The following is a 17,068-nucleotide window of genomic DNA, read 5'->3' as shown; positions in this document are numbered from 1 at the left end:
CGGGAGGACTCATACTGCACTCTCTCGACAGGTCAGGGGATACGAAATGGCTACGCGCGCAGGCGCAGCACCCGATTGGCGCGCGGCTTTCCGCCGCTCCTTTCGCCGCGCTACACATATGGCAGGCGCAGGCTTGCTGTTCGCGATCCTTGTTTTCCTGACCTTGGCGCTCGCCAGCTATACGCAGACCGATCCGAGTCCCTCTACTGCAGCGGGCGGCGACGACATCCGCAACTGGATGGGGGCAACCGGCGCCTGGGCCAGCGAACGCGCGCTTAACTACCTGGGACTTCCGGCGGCGCTGCTTTTGCCGCTGCTCTATATTTCAGCCCGCCGGCTGTGGACCGGGGTGGAACGGGACGACGAGGATAGTACCCCCGGCCGCTGGTGGGGTCCCTTCGCCATGCTGCTTGCCGCCATCGCCTTGCTGGGCACGGTGCTGGCGCTGGCGTTCGAGCCGGCGACCGGCAGCCTGCCGGCCGGGCTTGGCGGTTTGTTCGGTCAGTTGGGTGGCCTGGGGATCGAAGCTGTCGCGGACCGTTTCGGTGGCGACTTTTCAGGCTGGATCGTGCTGCTGCTCGCTCTTGTCACGCTCGGCGGCGGGGTGGCGCTCGTCACCCGGGTCTTCGCGATCGACTGGGCGCAATTCCTCACCTTGCCCGACTTCGTCAAACGCAAGGCACACTTGCCCGAATTCGACCTGCCGTTGACACCCAAGAAGCAGACCCGTGCCAAGCCGATGAAAAGCCTTGAGGATGACGAGGATCTGCCCTTGCGCGAACCGCGCCGCGCGCCCGAAATCGCCGATCCCGCGCCGATGCCTGCTCAGCCCGTTGCCGCCAAACCCAAGCAGCGCGACATGTTCGCCAATTACGAATTGCCGAGCCACGATCTGCTCGATGATGCGCCCGAAAATGCTGCGCCGAAGCTCGACAAGATGGCGCTGGAACGCAATGCGCGCCTGCTGGAAAACGTGCTCGACGATTTCAACGTGAAGGGTGAAATCACCGCGGTGCGCGCCGGACCCGTGGTCACCATGTACGAACTGGAGCCGGCACCGGGTATCAAGGCCAGCCGCGTGGTCGGCCTTGCGGAAGATATCGCCCGCAACATGTCGGCAATTTCCGCGCGCGTTTCTCCCATTCCGGGCAAGACGGTGATCGGGATCGAACTGCCCAACGCGGACCGGCAGATGGTCAGTTACAAGCAGCTCGCCAATTCGGCCGCCTTCATCGACCATCACGGCAGCCTGCCCATGATCCTGGGCAAGGACATTGCAGGCGAACCGATCGTCGTAGACCTTGCTGCCATGCCTCACCTGTTGGTGGCCGGTACCACCGGTTCGGGTAAGTCGGTCGGCCTCAACGCGATCCTGCTTTCACTGCTCTATCGCTTCACGCCTGACGAGTGCCGACTGATCCTCATCGATCCCAAGGTGCTGGAGCTCAAGACTTACGACGACATTCCGCATCTCCTGAGTCCTGTGGTTACCGAGCCCCACAAATCGGTCCGGGCGCTGAAATGGGCGGTCGAGGAAATGGAGAAGCGCTACCGCATGATGAGCAGCGTGAATTCACGCAACATCGCGGGCTTCAACGAAAAGGTGAAGAAGGCGATCGAGAAGGGTTCGCCACTGGGTCGCCGCGTGCAGACGGGCTTCGATCCCGAAACGGGCGAAGAATTGTACGAGGAAGAGCAGCTCAATTACGAGCCCCTGCCCCTCATCGTACTGATTGTCGACGAACTGGCCGACCTCATGGTCACTGTTGGCAAGGAAATCGAAGTCCTGATCCAGCGCCTCAGCCAGAAATCGCGCGCCGCCGGCATCCATCTGATCATGGCGACACAGCGCCCTTCGGTCGATGTCATCACCGGCGTCATCAAGGCCAACCTCCCGACCCGCATCAGCTTCAAGGTGACGAGCCGTATCGACAGCCGCACCATCCTTGGGGAACAGGGGGCCGAACAGCTGCTCGGCAAGGGCGACATGCTGTATAAACCCAATACCGGCGCGATGATCCGCGTGCATGGCCCCTTCGTGTCCGACGAGGAAGTTGAACGTGTGGCCGATCACTGGCGTGGACAGGGCAAGCCCGACTATGTCGACGCGGTTACCGAAGAACCGGAAGATGGCGGCTTCAATTTCGAAGACGAATTCACCGCTTCGGATAATCCGGAAGAACGGAAATATCGCCAGGCCTGTCAGATTGTTATCGAGAACCAGAAAGCGTCTGGCAGCTGGCTTCAGCGCCAGATGGGGGTCGGTTACAACACCGCTGCCAAATGGATCGAGCGCATGGAAGGCGAAGGGCTGGTAGGGCCGGCCAACCATGTGGGGCGTCGCGAGATCTTCCGCGATCAGGACGGAAATCCGCTTTAGAAGCTGAAAAGTTTCGAAATTTGGGCGGGACTTGCGCTGGATGGCTCGCTAAGTCCCGATCCAATGGCACCTACGAAAGAAAACCCCGCCGACGACTGGTCCGACGACGAAAAGCCGGGTCCAGACTATGCCAAGCGACGGCCGATCAGTCGTCTTACCATTCTGCGCGCCATCGCGGAAATGCGCCTGTGGTGGAATGAAGGGGTTATCGCCGACCTGGATCATGTCGCGACGATCGAAAGGGTGCGGGGCGAATCGCTCCTGACCAGCCGCTATATCTTCATGATCGCGATGAGCGCGGGTATCGCGATCCTCGGCCTCCTGCTTTCTTCGCCGGCAGTCGTCATCGGGGCCATGCTCCTGTCGCCCTTGATGAGCCCGATTATCGGGACGGGGTTTTCCCTTGCAACCGGCGATGCGGACTGGTTGCGCCGCTGCGGTAAGGCCCTGATTGCAGGATCCCTGTTTGCCATCCTGTTCTGCGCGGTAATCGTGTTTCTCTCACCGTTGCAAACGGTGACGGAAGAAATCGCGGCCCGCACCAGGCCAAACCTGTTCGACCTGCTGGTTGCGTTATTTTCCGCCCTTGCAGGTTCCTATGCGGTGATCCGCGGGCGCGAAGGCACGATCGTCGGGGTCGCCATTGCTACGGCCCTTATGCCGCCGATCGCAGTGGTGGGCTTCGGTCTGGCAACCTTCAACTGGCCCGTATTTGCAGGCGCGCTGGGCCTGTTCGTAACCAACCTTGTGACCATCGGACTGACCGCCGCCGTCATGGCTCGGCTCTACGGCTTCCAGTCCGATCTGAGCCATCGCCAGTCCCGTCTCCAGTCGCTCGGGATTGCAATGGTCTTCGTAGTGCTGGCGATCCCTCTCGCTTTCTCCCTGCGAACCATCGCGTGGGAGGCCAACGGCCAGCGCATCGTCAATCAGGAGGTCGCATCTGCCTTTACCGACAGGGCAAGAGTCGAACAGCCGATCGTGAACTGGGATTCCGAACCTTTGACCGTGTCGGCCAGCGTCTTTACCCCGGACTTCAATTCCAACGCAGATACGGAAGTGGCCAAGCGACTGGAAGAACGTCTTGGCCGTTCCGTCGTGGTGAATATCGACCAGTTCCAGGTCGGCACCGACCCGGGCGCAGCCGAACAGGCAGCCCTTGCCCAGGCAAGAGCGCGCGAAGCGGCTGAAGCGAGCGAAAGACAGATTGCCGTACTGGCCCAAAGCCTCGCCCTGATTGCCGGGGTCGAGCGCAAGGACGTATTGCTGGACCGCGAGAACCAACGCGCACAGGCAATTGCTCAGCCGCTCGAAGGGCTCGACCTGTCGGGATATCGCGAACTTGAACGACGGCTCGAACAGACTACGCCGGGCTGGACGGTCGAACTTCGTCCCCCACTGGTGCCGCTACCCACCGTTAATGTTGGCGAAGACGGACTCGATACGACCAATGCCGGACGCGTAGCGTTGCTCGGATGGGCGGCCCGGCGCACGGGCGTTCGCATAGCCCTGACCGGTAGCCAAAACGCTCTGACGGCTGTCACCCAGGCACTTGGCGATTCCGCGCGTTATTTCGACACGCAGGTTTCGGGAGAAGGAAACTCCGTGACGGCTGTTTGGTCCACGGCGCCTGCATCCTGAGATCGGCTCTCGGGCTTGCCCCCACATGGTTGCAGTTGTAACGGGCTGCCGCAGATAAGGAGTTCCCCCCAATGCTCATCGGCAGCCCCAAGGAAATCAAGAACCACGAATATCGCGTCGGCCTGACGCCGGAGAGCGTGAAAGAGCTCGTCATGCAGGGTCACGAGGTGTGGATCGAAACCGAGGCCGGCTGCGGCATAGACGCAACCGACGAGCAATATGTGGCGGCGGGCGCGAAGATCGTCGACGGCCCCGATCCTATTTTCGCTGAGTGCGAAATGGTGGTGAAGGTCAAGGAACCGCAGGCGGTCGAGCGCAAGAAGCTGCGCGAAGGACAGATCCTCTATACTTACCTCCATCTGGCACCCGACCCGGATCAGACGAAGGATCTGCTGGATAGCGGCGTCACTGCCATTGCCTATGAAACGGTCACCGGCCCGCGCGGCCAGTTGCCTCTCCTCAAGCCAATGAGCCAGGTGGCAGGCCGCATGAGCGTGCAGGCCGGTGCAACTGCACTCGAAAAGGCTCATGGCGGTCGCGGTGTGCTGCTCGGCGGCGTACCTGGCGTCATGCCTGGCAAGGTCGTGGTCATCGGTGGCGGCGTGGTTGGCTTCAATGCAGCGCAAATGGCAGTGGGCCTCGGTGCTGATGTCACCATTCTCGACCGCGATCCCGAAGTTCTGGAAAAGGTGGGCACCCATTTCGAAGCGCGCGCCAGCACGCGTTTTTCCAACGCGGCGAACCTCTATGACGCGGTCACCACTGCCGATCTCGTGATCGGGGCAGTCCTCATTCCCGGTGCGGCAGCACCCAAGCTGGTTACGCGCGAAACGCTGAAAGACATGCAGAAAGGCGCCGTGCTGGTCGATGTCGCGATCGACCAGGGGGGCTGTTTCGAAACCAGCCGTGCGACCACTCATGCCGATCCGACATATGTGGTGGACGACGTGGTCCATTATTGCGTCGCCAATATGCCCGGGGCCGTTGCCCGCACCAGCACCTATGCGCTGAACAACGTCACCCTGCCGCATGCGCTACGCATCGCCCGGATGGGGTGGAAAGACGCGCTCGCCGCCGACCCGCATCTTGCCGAAGGTCTCAACGTCCACAAGGGCGAAGTCACGTACGAGGCCGTCGCAAGCGAACTCGGCTATGATTATCGACCGGTGGCGGACCTGCTTCGTTAAGACGCGTTTCGCGGCTAATTCCTTAATCGTCCTTTAAACCCTTCGCCCTACCGCGGGCGCGTGGGACGGGCTTCATCATTTGATGTGCTGCTTTTCGTGCGGCTGGTTCTGCTCGCAATCTTTGCGGGCCAGTTCGCTGTGCCTGCTTCCGCCGTGGCAACCCCGGGTTTCGCGCAGCAATCCATCTGCTGGATTTCCGGCGACGACACCCTTCGGCTGAACGATGTGGCGCAGCGCGCAGATGCGTGGACCTGCGATGGGTCGATCAGCGATTGGGACGCTGCGCGGCAACTCATCCGTATCGATCTACGCGGCCGTGCCGCCGATCCTGCGACGATACGCCATGCCGAATTCGATCGACACGAGTTTGAGGAGCTTACCGCCACGCTGATCGACGAGAATGGCGACAGCCGCAGTCGTACTTACGGTTTCGGCGATACCTGGCTTGGGGCTTCCAGCCTGCGCTCGATGATCGATCTGCCTGAATTCGACGGTCAGCCCATCGCGGTGATATTCACCTTGGACGGCAGCCAGTGGCCGGAAGCACTGGCCGAAGCGGATCTGCTTGCCGAACCGTCGGTCCCTCCGGTTGCCGGCCTCGCACATTTGCTGGCCGCCCTGATTTGCGGTTTGCTATTGGCCCCGATCGTATTCGACTTCGGCTATTTCCGGGCGCTGCGCGAACCGTTTCCGCTGTGGCATGCACTCTTCTGTGCCATGGCCGCTGTGCAGACGGCCGCGGTTTCGGGCCTCATTCCCTTGGTGACTGCAATCGACTTCGCCAGCGAACTCGACATCACCTATCTCAGTCTCGACGTAATGGTCGCTGCTACCTTGCTCTTTGCGAGCAATTTTATCGAGACCGACTTCGTTTCCCGGCGGGCCCGTGCGATTCTGCTCTCCCTTGCATCCCTTGCGCTTGCAAGCGGGCTGACGACTACATTTTATCCCGAGTGGTTCGGCGCGTGGATCGATCATTTCTATTTTGGCGCCTATCTCGCGATACTAGCTACTTATTTTGCCGTCCTCTGGCGCGCCAGGGAAAGCGGAAGCCGTATGGCGTCCTATCTCATTCTCGGTTTTGCGCCGTTCAGTGCGATAGTCGTCATCCAGTTCGCCTCGGTCACGCTGCTGCCGCAGATCGGGACATTTGACGAAACCTGGCCACAGAATTTCGCCCTGTTGTTCGAAGTCGTCGCCACTGCGCTTGGCGTGGCCGACCGCTTCATTTCGATCAAGCATGAGCGTGACCAGGCGCGAGACGAGGCTCGCTCGCTCGAGAAGCTGAGTGAACAGGATGAGCTGACCGGGCTGCGAAACCGGCGTTCGCTCGACACGCGCTTTGAATCGCTCGTTGCGGCTGGCTTTCACACGATTGCCGTCATCGACATCGACCACTTCAAACCCATCAACGACATATTCGGGCATCCGTATGGGGATAGCGTGCTGGTGTGCGTGGCTGCGGCGCTGCGGGCGAGCGACGACAAGGATCTGATCGCCTTCCGCATCGGCGGTGAGGAATTCCTTCTGATGCTGCGGGGCAAGGACGCGGCGGAGCGGGCCGAGGCACGCAGGCGAGCCATCACGGCGCGTACGCTGGCGACAATGGACGGGCTGGACCGGCCGATCACGGCAAGCATGGGTCTGCTCGATTTCACGGCCGTGGCCGACGACCCGGATCTCGACTTCTGGAGCCTTTACACCAGAGCCGACCAGCTGCTGTACGATGCCAAATGTGCCGGCCGCAACCGCACGGGGCGCGATGCACTGGAATGGTTCGTGCCGCAGGCGGACGGGCCGGCGAGCGCCGTGGCTTAGGTCGTGAAGGGGGCGAGCACTTCGGGCCGGACCCGGACCAGGCGATTGGTCTTGCGGTCGAGCATGGCCCAGGTGGTGGCCGCGCTGACGATGACCTTTCCGGCGGCATTGCGAAAATCGACGCGACGCAGCGAAGTGGCGCCGCGGGCGGGGCCTTCGATCCAGGTTTCACACGTAACGCTCTGACCCGCATCGATATTTCCACGGTAATCGATTTCATGGCGGGTCACGACCCAGAAGAAAGCGGCGCGATCTTCCGGGCGTGCAACCGCATCCCAATGGGCGGTGGCGATGTCCTGGATCCACTGCACCCAGACGGCATTGTTGACGTGACCGAGTTCGTCGATGTGCTCCGGTGCTGCAGAAAAGGTGCGGATCATACGTATTATTTGGCCTGTTCGGCAGCCGAACGGTCCGCGCTGCCCTGCTGCCACAGTATGAAGGCCACCTCTTCGGCCGCCTCGCGAATGGATTCGAACCGGCCCGACTTGCCGCCATGGCCCGCGCCCATATTGGTCTTGAGCAGCAGTTCGTTATCGTCGGTCTTGACCTCGCGCAGCTTGGCCACCCATTTCGCAGGTTCCCAATAGGTCACGCGCGGGTCGTTGAGACCGGCGGTCACCAGCATGGGCGGATAGTCCTGCGCCACGACCTGATCGTAAGGCGAGTAGCTGAGGATATAGGCGAAGGCCTGCTTGGACAGGATCGGATTGCCCCATTCGGGCCATTCGCCCGGCGTCAGCGGCAGATCCTTATCCAGCATGGTGTTGAGCACATCGACAAAGGGAACATGCGCCACCACGGCGCCCCACAGATCGGGATCGGTATTGACCACCGCGCCCATCAGTTCGCCGCCGGCCGAACCGCCGGAAATGCTGATCTTGCCCTTTTCGGTATAGCCCTTGTCCACCAGCCCTTTCGCCACATCGACGAAGTCGTTGAAGGTATTGGTCCGTTCGTTGAGCTTGCCCTGCAGATACCATTTGCGGCCCAGATCATCGCCCCCGCGGATATGCGCGATGGCATAGGCATAGCCGCGATCGATCAGGCTGAGGCGCGTGGTCGAAAAGCCGGGCGGCACGGCATAGCCGTAGGCGCCATAAGCATAGAGATGCAGCGGGCCGGTCTTCGGGCGGTCCTTGCGCATCACGATGCTGACCGGGACCATCGTGCCGTCACGCGCGGGGATTTCCACGCGCTCTGTCGTGTAGAGATCGACATCGTATCCGCTGGGGATTTCCTGCTGCTTGAGCAGTTCCAGCTCGCCGCTGTCGACGTGGTAATCGAACACGGAATCGGGCGTGACCATGCTTTCATAGGCAAGGCGCAGCGTGTTCTGATCGTATTCGGGATTGTTGCTGAGGCCCGCATCGAAGCTCGCTTCGGTGAAGGCGATCGGCTTGACCAGATTCGGATCGGCATAGTCGCGCAGCTGGATCTGATCGAGCCCGCGCAACCGCCCTTCGGTGACGTAGAAATTCTTGAACAGATCGAAATCGGTGAGGTAGAATTCATCCGATCCGGGGATCAGCGTGGTCCATTCGCCCGGCGCATCCAGCGTGGCGGTAGCCAGCCTGAAATTGACGTGATCGTCATTCGTGTGGACCCACAGTGTCCCGTCGCGCACGTCGACATCATATTCGACGCCCTTCTGCCGTGCCTTGACGAGGATCGGTTCGGCCGTGGGATCGTCGGCAGGCACGAGGCGCACTTCGCTCGTCTCGTTGTCGCCCGTGGCGATGACCAGCCAGTCTTCCTGAGCGGAGAGACCGGTGCCGACCCGGAACCCTTCGTCCGCGGTTTCGCGGTAGAGTTCCACATCGTCGCTCACCGGTGTGCCGAGTACGTGCAGGGTGGCATCGTGAACCCGCCAGTTGTCGTCGGCGAGGCCGTAGACGAGGGCGGTATCGCCCTTCACCCAGACGAGGCCCGAGAGCGTGCCGGGAATTTCGTCGGGCAGCAATTCGCCGGTCTGGAGATCCTTGATCCGCGCGGTGAAGCGTTCCGAGCCATTGGTATCGGCCGAATAGGCGAGATAGCGCCCGTTCTTGGACACGGAGAAGGCACCCAGCCGGAAATATTCATGACCATCGGCCAGCGCGTTTTCATCGAGAATCAGCTGAGCATCGCCGCCCGCGACAGGTTTGCGATAATATTTGCGGTATTCCGCGCCTTCTTCGAATTCGGACCAGTAGAGCCAGTCGCCATCCTTCTGCGGCACGGTGGAATCGTCTTCCTTGATCCGGCCCTTCATTTCTTCGAACAATTCGTCGACCAGCGCCTGCTGCGGTTTCATCCGCGCTTCGAACCAGGCGTTTTCCGCCTTGAGGTGATCGAGAATGTCCGTGTCGTCCACGGTCGGATAGGACTGGTCCTTGAGCCAGTAATAGGGATCGGCGATGGTGATCCCGTGATGCGAATAGCTGTGATCGCGCTTCTCGGCTGTGGGCGGGGAAGTCGGCTGTGTCACGTGTGTTCCTTCGGTGTTTTGCGCATAAAGCGGCGCGGCGAGTGCCAGCGTCGCGGCAGATAGGCATGCGGTGTATCGCTTGAAAGCCATGACCTGTCCCCCCTTGCGCGGCGCAAAGGTGGAAAGGCGCGCCGCGGATGACTATGATGGCAGGGTGATTATGCGGCTGCCCGTCTGGCCGCAAGCGCCGAGTCGGCCAGCGCGCCACCGGCCCCGATGAAAGGATATTTTTCGCCTCATGCTGATGCAGACATACGAAGCTCGCCTCGATGGATTACGCAAGGAACTGGGCCGCCGCGGTCTGGATGGCTTCGTGATCCCGATTTCCGATGAACATATGAGCGAATATGTCGGCTCTTACGCACAGCGCCTGAAATGGCTGACCGGCTTCGGCGGCAGCGCGGGCAGTGCCGCAGTGCTGAAAGACGCGGCGGCCATGTTCACCGATGGCCGCTACACCGTGCAGGTGCGCGAGCAGGTGGACGGCAAGCTTTACGATTACGAGGATGTGCCCGCAACATCGCCCGCCAAATGGATTGCCGCCCATGCCCCGCAAGGCGCAAAGATCGGTTACGATGCCTGGCTGCACGGCATCGGCTGGGCCGAAGACGCGGAAAAGCTGTTCGCCAAGAAGGGCATCGAACTGGTGCCGGTCGACGGCAATCCGATCGATGCGATCTGGGACGACCGTCCCGAAGCGTCGCTTGCGGCAGCCGTGCCGCATGCCGACGAGCATGCCGGCCGGTCGAGCGCCGACAAACGCGCCGAAATCGCCGACTGGCTGAAGAACGAAGGCTATGATGCTACCGTCATCAGTGCGCTGGATTCGGTAGCCTGGCTGCTCAACATGCGCGGCGCCGACGTCGACAATACGCCGGTTTCGCTGTCCTATGTGCTGGCCCATGCAGACGGCACGGCGGAACTGTTCATCGCGCCCGACAAGGTCACGCCCGAACTGACCAAGCATCTGGGCAACGCCGTGACCGTGCGCAATCGCGACGAATTCCAGCCCGCTCTCGAGGCGCTCAGGGGCAAGACCGTCGCGGTGGATCCCAACCATGCGGTGGCGGGCATATTCCACGCTCTGACGGCGGGCGGCGCGAAGGTCGTGCGCGATGCCGATCCGACCGTGCTGCCCAAGGCGATCAAGAACCCTGCGGAACAGCAGGGCCACCGCGATGCCCAGGCGCGCGACGGCGCGGCCGTTTCGCGGTTCCTGCGCTGGATTTCGATCGAAGCGCCCAAGGGCAGGGTGGACGAACTGACCGCCGCCGCCAAGCTGCGCGAATTCCGCGAGGCCGGCGGCGTGTTGAAGGATGCCAGCTTCGACACCATCAGCGCGGCGGGGCCGCATGCTGCCCTGCCGCACTACAAGGTCGACGAAGACAGCAATATCCCGATCCCGCCATCGTCGATCTATCTGGTCGATTCGGGCGGCCAGTATCTGGACGGAACCACCGACATCACCCGTACCGTGTGGGTCGGCCCGGGCGAGCCGAGTGCCGAAATGGTCGAGCGCAACACGCGCGTGCTGAAGGGCCACATCCAGCTCGACATGCAGAAATTCCCCGACCGCACGAGCGGCGGTGCGCTCGACGCGCTGGCGCGGATGCATCTGTGGAACGGCGGGGTCGATTACGGCCACGGCACCGGCCACGGCGTGGGCAGCTACCTTTCGGTCCATGAAGGCCCGCAGCGTATCTCCAAGCCCGGCGGCGCATTCCCCGGCACGGAAACCGAACTGCGCGAAGGCATGATCCTTTCGAACGAGCCCGGCTATTACAAGGCCGGGGCCTACGGCATCCGGATCGAGAATCTGGTTCTCGTCGTGCCGGCAGGGATTGAGAGCGAAGGCGACTATCTCGGCTTCGAGACGCTGACCTTCGTCCCGCTCGACCGCAGGCTGGTGGACAAGGACCTGCTTTCGCCCGCCGAAATCGGCTGGTGGAACGACTATCACGCCAAGGTTCGCGACATCGTGGCGCCGCAACTGGATGGCGCGGATCTCGAATGGCTGGAAGCGGAATGCGCCCCCTTGTGATGTAGGAAATGTTCACATAATGTTCTCTTGGTCGCGAGTCGTTTTCAAGGAGCATTGTCATGATCGGATACGTCACTCTCGGGACCAACGACCTCGAGCGCGCAGCCGGGTTCTACGATCCCCTCGCCGCCGAAATGGGGGTGGGGCGGATGATGGACTTCGCGACCTTCATCGCCTGGGGCAAACCCGAAGGGGCGCCCGGTATCGCCGTGACCAAGCCGTTCGACGGCAAGGAAGCGACGGTCGGCAACGGGACGATGGTGGCGATCGAGGCCAGGGATCGCGATCAGGTGAAGCGGCTGTACGACATCGCGCTGGCCAATGGCGGCAGCAGCGAAGGCGAACCCGGCCCGCGCGGCGAGCCCGATGAAAACGGGATGGTGTTCTACGCGGCCTATTTCCGCGATCCGGACGGCAACAAGCTGAATGCCTTCCTGATGGACAAGGTGAACTGACATGACCCAGCCGCCCCGTCTCGACGAGCGTTTCATCCATCTGGGGCTCGGCGCAACCGCCGTGCCCCAGCCGCCGTTCGACGGGATGGAATGGTACGGCGCCTATGGCGAACGGCACGGGGCGGACGGGCGCGAAGGGCGGCTGGTCAGCCAGTATACCTTCGCCGAAGACTGGCCGGGCTGGGAAATGCACCCGGCAGGCGAAGAAGTGGTGATCTGCACCGCCGGGGAAATGGAACTGACGCAGGAATTTCCCGACGGCAGGCGCGAAAGCGTGACGCTGCGCCCCGGCGAATATGCCATCAATCCGCCCGGCGTATGGCACATTGCCGATATTGCGCAGGAAGCGACGGCCATCTTCATCACGGCAGGCGAAGGCACCCAGCACCGCCCCCGCTGACTTTTCCGGCCCCGCCGACTTTCCCTGCGGTGAACGGCACGGTCCGCGTGCGACAAACCGATACAATTCGACCCCGATCCGGCATAATCCTGCGACATTGCAGGCCTAGACAGGGCACATGAGCTGCGGCGGGCTTCAGACATCCCCCTCCCCTCCGGTCCCAGGTCCGCCGCAGCTCTCCAGAGTTTTGGAGATATGAAATGAACAGCAAGACCTTTCTCGCCTTTTCGGCCGCCACGCTGGCGCTGACCGGCACCGCCGCCATCGCCCAGCAGCAGGATCGCGGCGGCGATCTCACCCTTGCCGACATGAAGGCCCGCGGCGACAAGATGTTCGCCCGGATGGATGCCAATAGCGATGGCGTCATCAACGCCGAAGACCGCGAAGTGCGCCGTCAGCAGATGTTCGCCAAGATGGACACCAATGGCGACGGCGAAATCTCGCAGGCCGAAATGCAGGCCGCACAGGAAGCCCGCCAGCAGCGCCGCGAACAGCGACGTGAAGCCCGCAGCGAACGCCGCGGCGACCGCATGGCGGAACGCTTCGCCAAGCTCGATACCGATGGTTCGGGCGGCGTATCCGCCGAGGAAATGGCCGCCAAGCGCGAAGCGCGCGGCGAACGTGCAGGCAAGGGCAAGCGCGGAATGCGCGGTGGCCACGGCATGCGCGGCGGCGGCATGATGATGCGTATGGCCGACACCAATGGCGACGGTTCGATCACACGCGCCGAGTTCGATGCAGCGCTCGAAGCACGCTTTGCCAAGATGGACGCCAATGGCGACGGTGTGGTCACGCAGGACGAACGCAAGGCTGCCCGTGATGCCATGCGCGCCGAATGGAAAGCCAAGCGCGAAGCACGGCAGAACCAGTAAGCCGCTTGCTAGCAGGCCCAAACCACAGGTAATCGCGGGCGAGGACTGATCATGACCGAACCCGCGCCTACCACCCTTCTGCTGGTCGACGACGAGCCGACCCTGCGCGAGCCCCTGGCCGAGTATCTCACTCGCCAGGGGTTTGTGGTGCAGGAGGCCGAAAGCGCCGCCGCGGCCCGCACGAAGCTGGCGCAAGCGACGCCCGATCTGGTTCTGCTCGATATCATGATGCCGGGCGAGGACGGGCTGTCGCTATGCCGCCATCTGGTCGAAAGCCGGCGCCTGCCGACCATTCTACTTACCGCCAGGGGTGAAGCGATGGACCGGATCATCGGCCTGGAAATCGGCGCCGACGATTATGTGACCAAGCCGTTCGAGCCGCGCGAACTCGTCGCCCGGATCCGTTCCGTAATGCGCCGTGCCGAGCGGCCCGCAGCGCCCGCGACCGATGACGAACTCCTGTATGAATTCGAAGGCTGGCAGCTCGATCCGCTCAAGCATCGGCTAACCGATCCGGACGGCGCGCTGGTGCCGCTCTCCACAGCCGAATTCCGCATGCTGCGCGCCTTTTGCGACCATCCGCGGCAGGTGCTCGACCGCGACCGGCTGCTCGACATGGTGCAGGGCCGCGAGGCGCATCTGTTCGACCGCGCGGTCGACAATCAGATCAGCCGGCTCAGGCGAAAAATCGAAGCCGACAGCCGCGACCCGCGCTTTATCCAGACGGTCAGGGGCGGCGGATACCGTTTTGCCACCGATGTTGCGCGCCTGAGCCGCGCGGACGAGGGCTGATGCGCCGGTTTACGCAGAGCCTGCTCGGCCAGGTGATGCTGTCGATGGCGGCCGCGCTGCTGATCGCGCAGGGCATTTCGGCGGTCATGCTCTATCGCGCCGCGTCGGAACGGCGCGAACTCGCCATCATGAACGCAGCGGCCTTCCAGTTGCTCGCCGGGGCCCGCCGGGCCGAGCGCGCGCCGTCCGAACGCGGCGAGAGGCGGGGGCCGCGGCGTCTGGCTCGCCCGCTTTCACCGGCCGGCGAAGGAGAGCGCCGCATCCGGCTTCCGCGCAATATCCGGTACCGCGAGGCGGGCCAATCGCCGCTGGTCCCCGGTCAGGCGCGCCAAGCCGAGCGCGAAGCCGAACTGGCGGATATTCTGGCCGCACAAGGGGTCGATGTCGAAGAACTCGTCGTCTTCGAGCGCCCTTTGCTGGATGACGGACTGGTCCGCGCTGCCGCAGAACGCCGCCCAAGGCTCAAGGCAAGAGCCGGGGCGACACCGCATGACCTTCTCGTCGTGGGACTGAGGCAGGCAGGGAGCGACACATGGCAGGTGGCCCGCCTGCCGCTGCCCCAGCGCGACCGCGCCATCGTCCGCACGCTCGCCATGCAGACGGTGATACTGTTTCTGGTACTCGTAGGCCTGCTCTATTTCGTCCTGCGGCGGATCACCCGCCCGCTCGACACGCTGGCCGAGCGCACGCGCAGGTTCGGCGGCGCGGGGATGGCGGAGGAACCGCTGGCCGTATCGGGCCCGCAGGATATCCGCCGCCTGATCGAAGCGCATAATGCGATGCAGGCGCGGATCGGCTCGATGCTCGACGAGAAGGACGTCATGCTCGGCGCCATCGGCCACGATCTCAAGACTCCGCTGGCGGCACTGCGCGTGCGCATCGAAAGCGTCGATGACGAAGCCGCTCGCGCGAAGATGGCGGACAGTATCGAGGATATCACCAACACGCTCGACGAGATCCTTTCGCTCGCCCGGATCGGACGCACCAGCGCGAAGCCGGAAAGAACCGAACTGGGCGCGCTGGCCGAATCGGTGGTGGAGGAATTCGAGGACATGGGCCGTCCGGTGACGCTGGATACGGAAGGCCGCGTGGTCGCCCCGGTGCACCTGACGTGGCTGAAGCGCGGGCTGCGCAATCTGATCACCAATGCGCTGCGTTATGCAGGAACGGCGGGCGTCACCATTCTGCGCGAAGACGGCCACGCCGTCCTGCGCGTCGATGACGACGGGCCGGGTATTCCGGCCGACCGCATTCAGGACATGCTCGAACCGTTCACCCGCGGCGAAGCCAGCCGCAATCGCGAGACCGGCGGGGCGGGGCTGGGTCTTACGCTGGCGCGGGCCGTGGCCGAACAGCACGGCGGCGCGCTGGTGCTGGCGAACCGGCCGGAAGGCGGCCTGCGCGCAGAGTTTCGAATCCCTGTCTAGCGCATCAATCCGCCGATGATGTTGCGCACGAAGGCGGTGGCCCCGGTGCGCAGCGGATCGGCACTGGATTTCTTGCCAAGGACCGTCGCCACGGCAATCGAGCTGAGAGAACCGGCGACAGCGGTTGCAGCGGCCTTGCCCGCACGGCCCCAGAGCGAGGTCGATTTGCGGCTCCGCTTGCCCACCTCCTTGCGGCCGGCCTCTTCCACCTCCGCAGCCGTGGCAGCCGCATCCGCAGCTTTCGCAGCGAGCACTTCCTCCGCGCTTTCACGATCGACGGCGTCGTCATATTTCCCATCGAGATCGCTGACCGAATTGACGATCTTGCGTTCTTTTTCCGTCACGGGACCGAGCCGCGAATAGGGCGGCTTGACCAGGGTCCGCTGCACCACGCCGGGCGCACCGTCTTCATCCAGCGTGGACACCAGCGCCTCGCCCACTTTCAGTTCCGTTATCGCCTGTTCCACATCGAGGTCGGGATTGATGCGGAAGGTTTCTGCCGCCGCCCTGATCGCGCGTTTGTCGCGCGGAGTGAAAGCGCGCAGGGCATGCTGGACCCGGTTGCCCAACTGCCCGGCGATCTTTTCGGGAATGTCGATCGGGTTCTGGGTGACGAAATAGACCCCCACGCCTTTCGACCGGATAAGGCGCACGACCTGTTCGACCTTGTCTTCCAGCGCTTCGGGCGCCTCGTCGAACAGCAGATGGGCCTCGTCGAAGAAGAAGACCAGCCTGGGCTTTTCCGGATCGCCCACTTCGGGCAGGCTTTCGAACAGTTCGGCCAGCAGCCAGAGCAGGAAGGTCGCATACAGCTTTGGCCCGCGCATCAGCTTGTCCGCGGCCAGCACATTGATCATGCCGCGGCCCCGATCGTCGACTTTGAGAAAATCGTCGATCTCGAGGGCCGGCTCGCCGAAGAACAGATCGGCGCCCTGGCTTTCGAAGCTCAGCAACTGGCGCTGGATGGCGCCCACGCTCGGCCGGGTGACATTGCCATAACTGCCCGAAAGCTCGCTCGCGTTCTCGTAAGCATAGGCCAGCATCGCCTGCAGATCGCCCAGATCGAGCAGCAGCAGCCCGTTGTCGTCGGCATAGCGGAAGATGATGTTGAGAACGCCTTCCTGCGTATCGTTCAGATCGAGCAGGCGGGACAATAGCAACGGCCCCATTTCCGAAATCGTCGTGCGGATGGGGAACCCCTGTTCGCCGTACAGATCCCAGAACACCGCGGCATTGTCGGCATAGGCATAGTCTTCCATGCCCAGTTCCCTGGCCCGGCTTTCCAGCTTGTCCGCATTCTTGAACTGGGGCGATCCGGCCATCGATATGCCTGCAAGATCGCCCTTCACATCGGCGACGAACACCGGAACGCCCGCGGCAGAGAAGCTTTCGGCGAGCCCCTGCAGGGTTACCGTCTTGCCGGTACCGGTGGCGCCCGCGATCAGGCCGTGGCGATTGGCCTGGTCCAGCCGCAGGACCTGCCGTTCCCCATTCGCCCCCAGACCTATGAAAATCTCGCTCACCCGCCCGTACTCCCGACACTGTTTAGTCCCGGGTGATGTGGCAAAGGCTTGTGGGCGCGGTC

13 protein-coding genes are annotated in these 17,068 nt (G+C 62.9%); 10 read left to right on the top strand and 3 right to left on the bottom strand.

The features are described 5' to 3' along the window. Positions 1–46 precede the first annotated feature (46 nt). The 4 genes from KYK83_RS02445 (at position 47) to KYK83_RS02430 (ending at position 7,026) form a co-directional block, all read left to right on the top strand. Entirely contained in the window at positions 47–2,380 is a 2,334-nt protein-coding gene (locus tag KYK83_RS02445) for an FtsK/SpoIIIE family DNA translocase (RefSeq protein ID WP_222827060.1), read from the top strand. A 63-nt stretch (positions 2,381–2,443) separates the two neighbouring features. Then, positions 2,444–4,021 carry a DUF389 domain-containing protein gene (locus tag KYK83_RS02440; protein ID WP_222827059.1) on the top strand — a complete coding sequence of 526 codons (1,578 nt, stop codon included), beginning with the start codon at positions 2,444–2,446 and terminating at the stop codon, positions 4,019–4,021. Between the two features lie 71 nt (positions 4,022–4,092). Then, entirely contained in the window at positions 4,093–5,208 is a 1,116-nt protein-coding gene (gene ald, locus KYK83_RS02435; RefSeq protein WP_103024006.1) for an alanine dehydrogenase, read from the top strand. 84 nt (positions 5,209–5,292) lie between these two features. Continuing rightward, a complete protein-coding gene (locus tag KYK83_RS02430) occupies positions 5,293–7,026 on the top strand; it encodes a sensor domain-containing diguanylate cyclase (protein WP_222827058.1) in 1,734 nt (577 codons plus the stop codon). Here the strand turns inward: KYK83_RS02430 and KYK83_RS02425 are convergent. Together KYK83_RS02425 and KYK83_RS02420 are read right to left on the bottom strand one after the other, a co-directional pair. Continuing rightward, a complete protein-coding gene (locus tag KYK83_RS02425) occupies positions 7,023–7,406 on the bottom strand; it encodes an acyl-CoA thioesterase (RefSeq protein WP_222827057.1) in 384 nt (127 codons plus the stop codon). The two genes, KYK83_RS02430 and KYK83_RS02425, sit on opposite strands and share 4 nt — an antisense overlap. A gap of 5 nt (positions 7,407–7,411) precedes the next feature. Next, positions 7,412–9,586 carry a S9 family peptidase gene (locus KYK83_RS02420; RefSeq protein ID WP_222827056.1) on the bottom strand — a complete coding sequence of 725 codons (2,175 nt, stop codon included), beginning with the start codon at positions 9,584–9,586 and terminating at the stop codon, positions 7,412–7,414. A gap of 148 nt (positions 9,587–9,734) precedes the next feature. Between KYK83_RS02420 and KYK83_RS02415 the strand changes: the two genes are divergently transcribed. From KYK83_RS02415 to KYK83_RS02390, 6 genes are all read left to right on the top strand, one after another. Continuing rightward, positions 9,735–11,537, top strand: a complete 1,803-nt coding sequence (locus tag KYK83_RS02415; RefSeq protein WP_222827055.1) for an aminopeptidase P family protein — start codon at positions 9,735–9,737, stop codon at positions 11,535–11,537. Positions 11,538–11,596: 59 nt separating this feature from the next. Then, on the top strand, positions 11,597–11,992 hold the full coding sequence (locus KYK83_RS02410) for a VOC family protein (protein ID WP_222827054.1): 396 nt from the start codon (positions 11,597–11,599) through the stop codon (positions 11,990–11,992). Position 11,993: 1 nt separating this feature from the next. Then, positions 11,994–12,392: a cupin domain-containing protein gene (locus tag KYK83_RS02405; protein ID WP_222827053.1), complete on the top strand. Its 399-nt coding sequence runs from the start codon at positions 11,994–11,996 to the stop codon at positions 12,390–12,392. A gap of 200 nt (positions 12,393–12,592) precedes the next feature. After that, positions 12,593–13,264, top strand: coding sequence for an EF-hand domain-containing protein (locus KYK83_RS02400; RefSeq protein ID WP_222827052.1), 672 nt, complete (start codon positions 12,593–12,595; stop codon positions 13,262–13,264). 51 nt (positions 13,265–13,315) lie between these two features. Beyond that, the gene (locus KYK83_RS02395) at positions 13,316–14,056 is read left to right on the top strand and encodes a response regulator (protein ID WP_222827051.1); all 741 of its coding nucleotides are present in this window, start codon (positions 13,316–13,318) and stop codon (positions 14,054–14,056) included. Then, a complete protein-coding gene (locus KYK83_RS02390; protein ID WP_222827050.1) occupies positions 14,056–15,483 on the top strand; it encodes a sensor histidine kinase in 1,428 nt (475 codons plus the stop codon). Before KYK83_RS02395 ends, KYK83_RS02390 begins: the two co-directional genes overlap by 1 nt. On the opposite strand, the gene KYK83_RS02385 is transcribed toward KYK83_RS02390, so the two are convergent. After that, entirely contained in the window at positions 15,480–17,006 is a 1,527-nt protein-coding gene (locus KYK83_RS02385; RefSeq protein ID WP_222827049.1) for a helicase HerA-like domain-containing protein, read from the bottom strand. The two genes, KYK83_RS02390 and KYK83_RS02385, sit on opposite strands and share 4 nt — an antisense overlap. Between the last annotated feature and the right edge of the window lie 62 nt (positions 17,007–17,068).

This window comes from Qipengyuania pacifica (assembly GCF_019857205.1).
GTDB classification, from domain to species: domain Bacteria; phylum Pseudomonadota; class Alphaproteobacteria; order Sphingomonadales; family Sphingomonadaceae; genus Qipengyuania; species Qipengyuania pacifica.
The sequence above is the reverse complement of the archived record's forward strand: the minus strand, read 5'-3'. Positions and strand labels throughout refer to the sequence as shown.

What these genes read in the sequence shown, in the direction of transcription:
- KYK83_RS02440 (WP_222827059.1), top strand. Translation starts at nt 2,444, where the DNA reads ATGGCACCTACGAAAGAAAACCCCGCCGACGACTGGTCCGACGACGAA.
- KYK83_RS02445 (WP_222827060.1), top strand. Translation starts at nt 47, where the DNA reads ATGGCTACGCGCGCAGGCGCAGCACCCGATTGGCGCGCGGCTTTCCGC.
- KYK83_RS02395 (WP_222827051.1), top strand. Translation starts at nt 13,316, where the DNA reads ATGACCGAACCCGCGCCTACCACCCTTCTGCTGGTCGACGACGAGCCG.
- KYK83_RS02400 (WP_222827052.1), top strand. Translation starts at nt 12,593, where the DNA reads ATGAACAGCAAGACCTTTCTCGCCTTTTCGGCCGCCACGCTGGCGCTG.
- KYK83_RS02425 (WP_222827057.1), bottom strand. Translation starts at nt 7,406, where the DNA reads ATGATCCGCACCTTTTCTGCAGCACCGGAGCACATCGACGAACTCGGT.
- KYK83_RS02420 (WP_222827056.1), bottom strand. Translation starts at nt 9,586, where the DNA reads ATGGCTTTCAAGCGATACACCGCATGCCTATCTGCCGCGACGCTGGCA.
- ald (WP_103024006.1), top strand. Translation starts at nt 4,093, where the DNA reads ATGCTCATCGGCAGCCCCAAGGAAATCAAGAACCACGAATATCGCGTC.
- KYK83_RS02390 (WP_222827050.1), top strand. Translation starts at nt 14,056, where the DNA reads ATGCGCCGGTTTACGCAGAGCCTGCTCGGCCAGGTGATGCTGTCGATG.
- KYK83_RS02415 (WP_222827055.1), top strand. Translation starts at nt 9,735, where the DNA reads ATGCTGATGCAGACATACGAAGCTCGCCTCGATGGATTACGCAAGGAA.
- KYK83_RS02410 (WP_222827054.1), top strand. Translation starts at nt 11,597, where the DNA reads ATGATCGGATACGTCACTCTCGGGACCAACGACCTCGAGCGCGCAGCC.
- KYK83_RS02405 (WP_222827053.1), top strand. Translation starts at nt 11,994, where the DNA reads ATGACCCAGCCGCCCCGTCTCGACGAGCGTTTCATCCATCTGGGGCTC.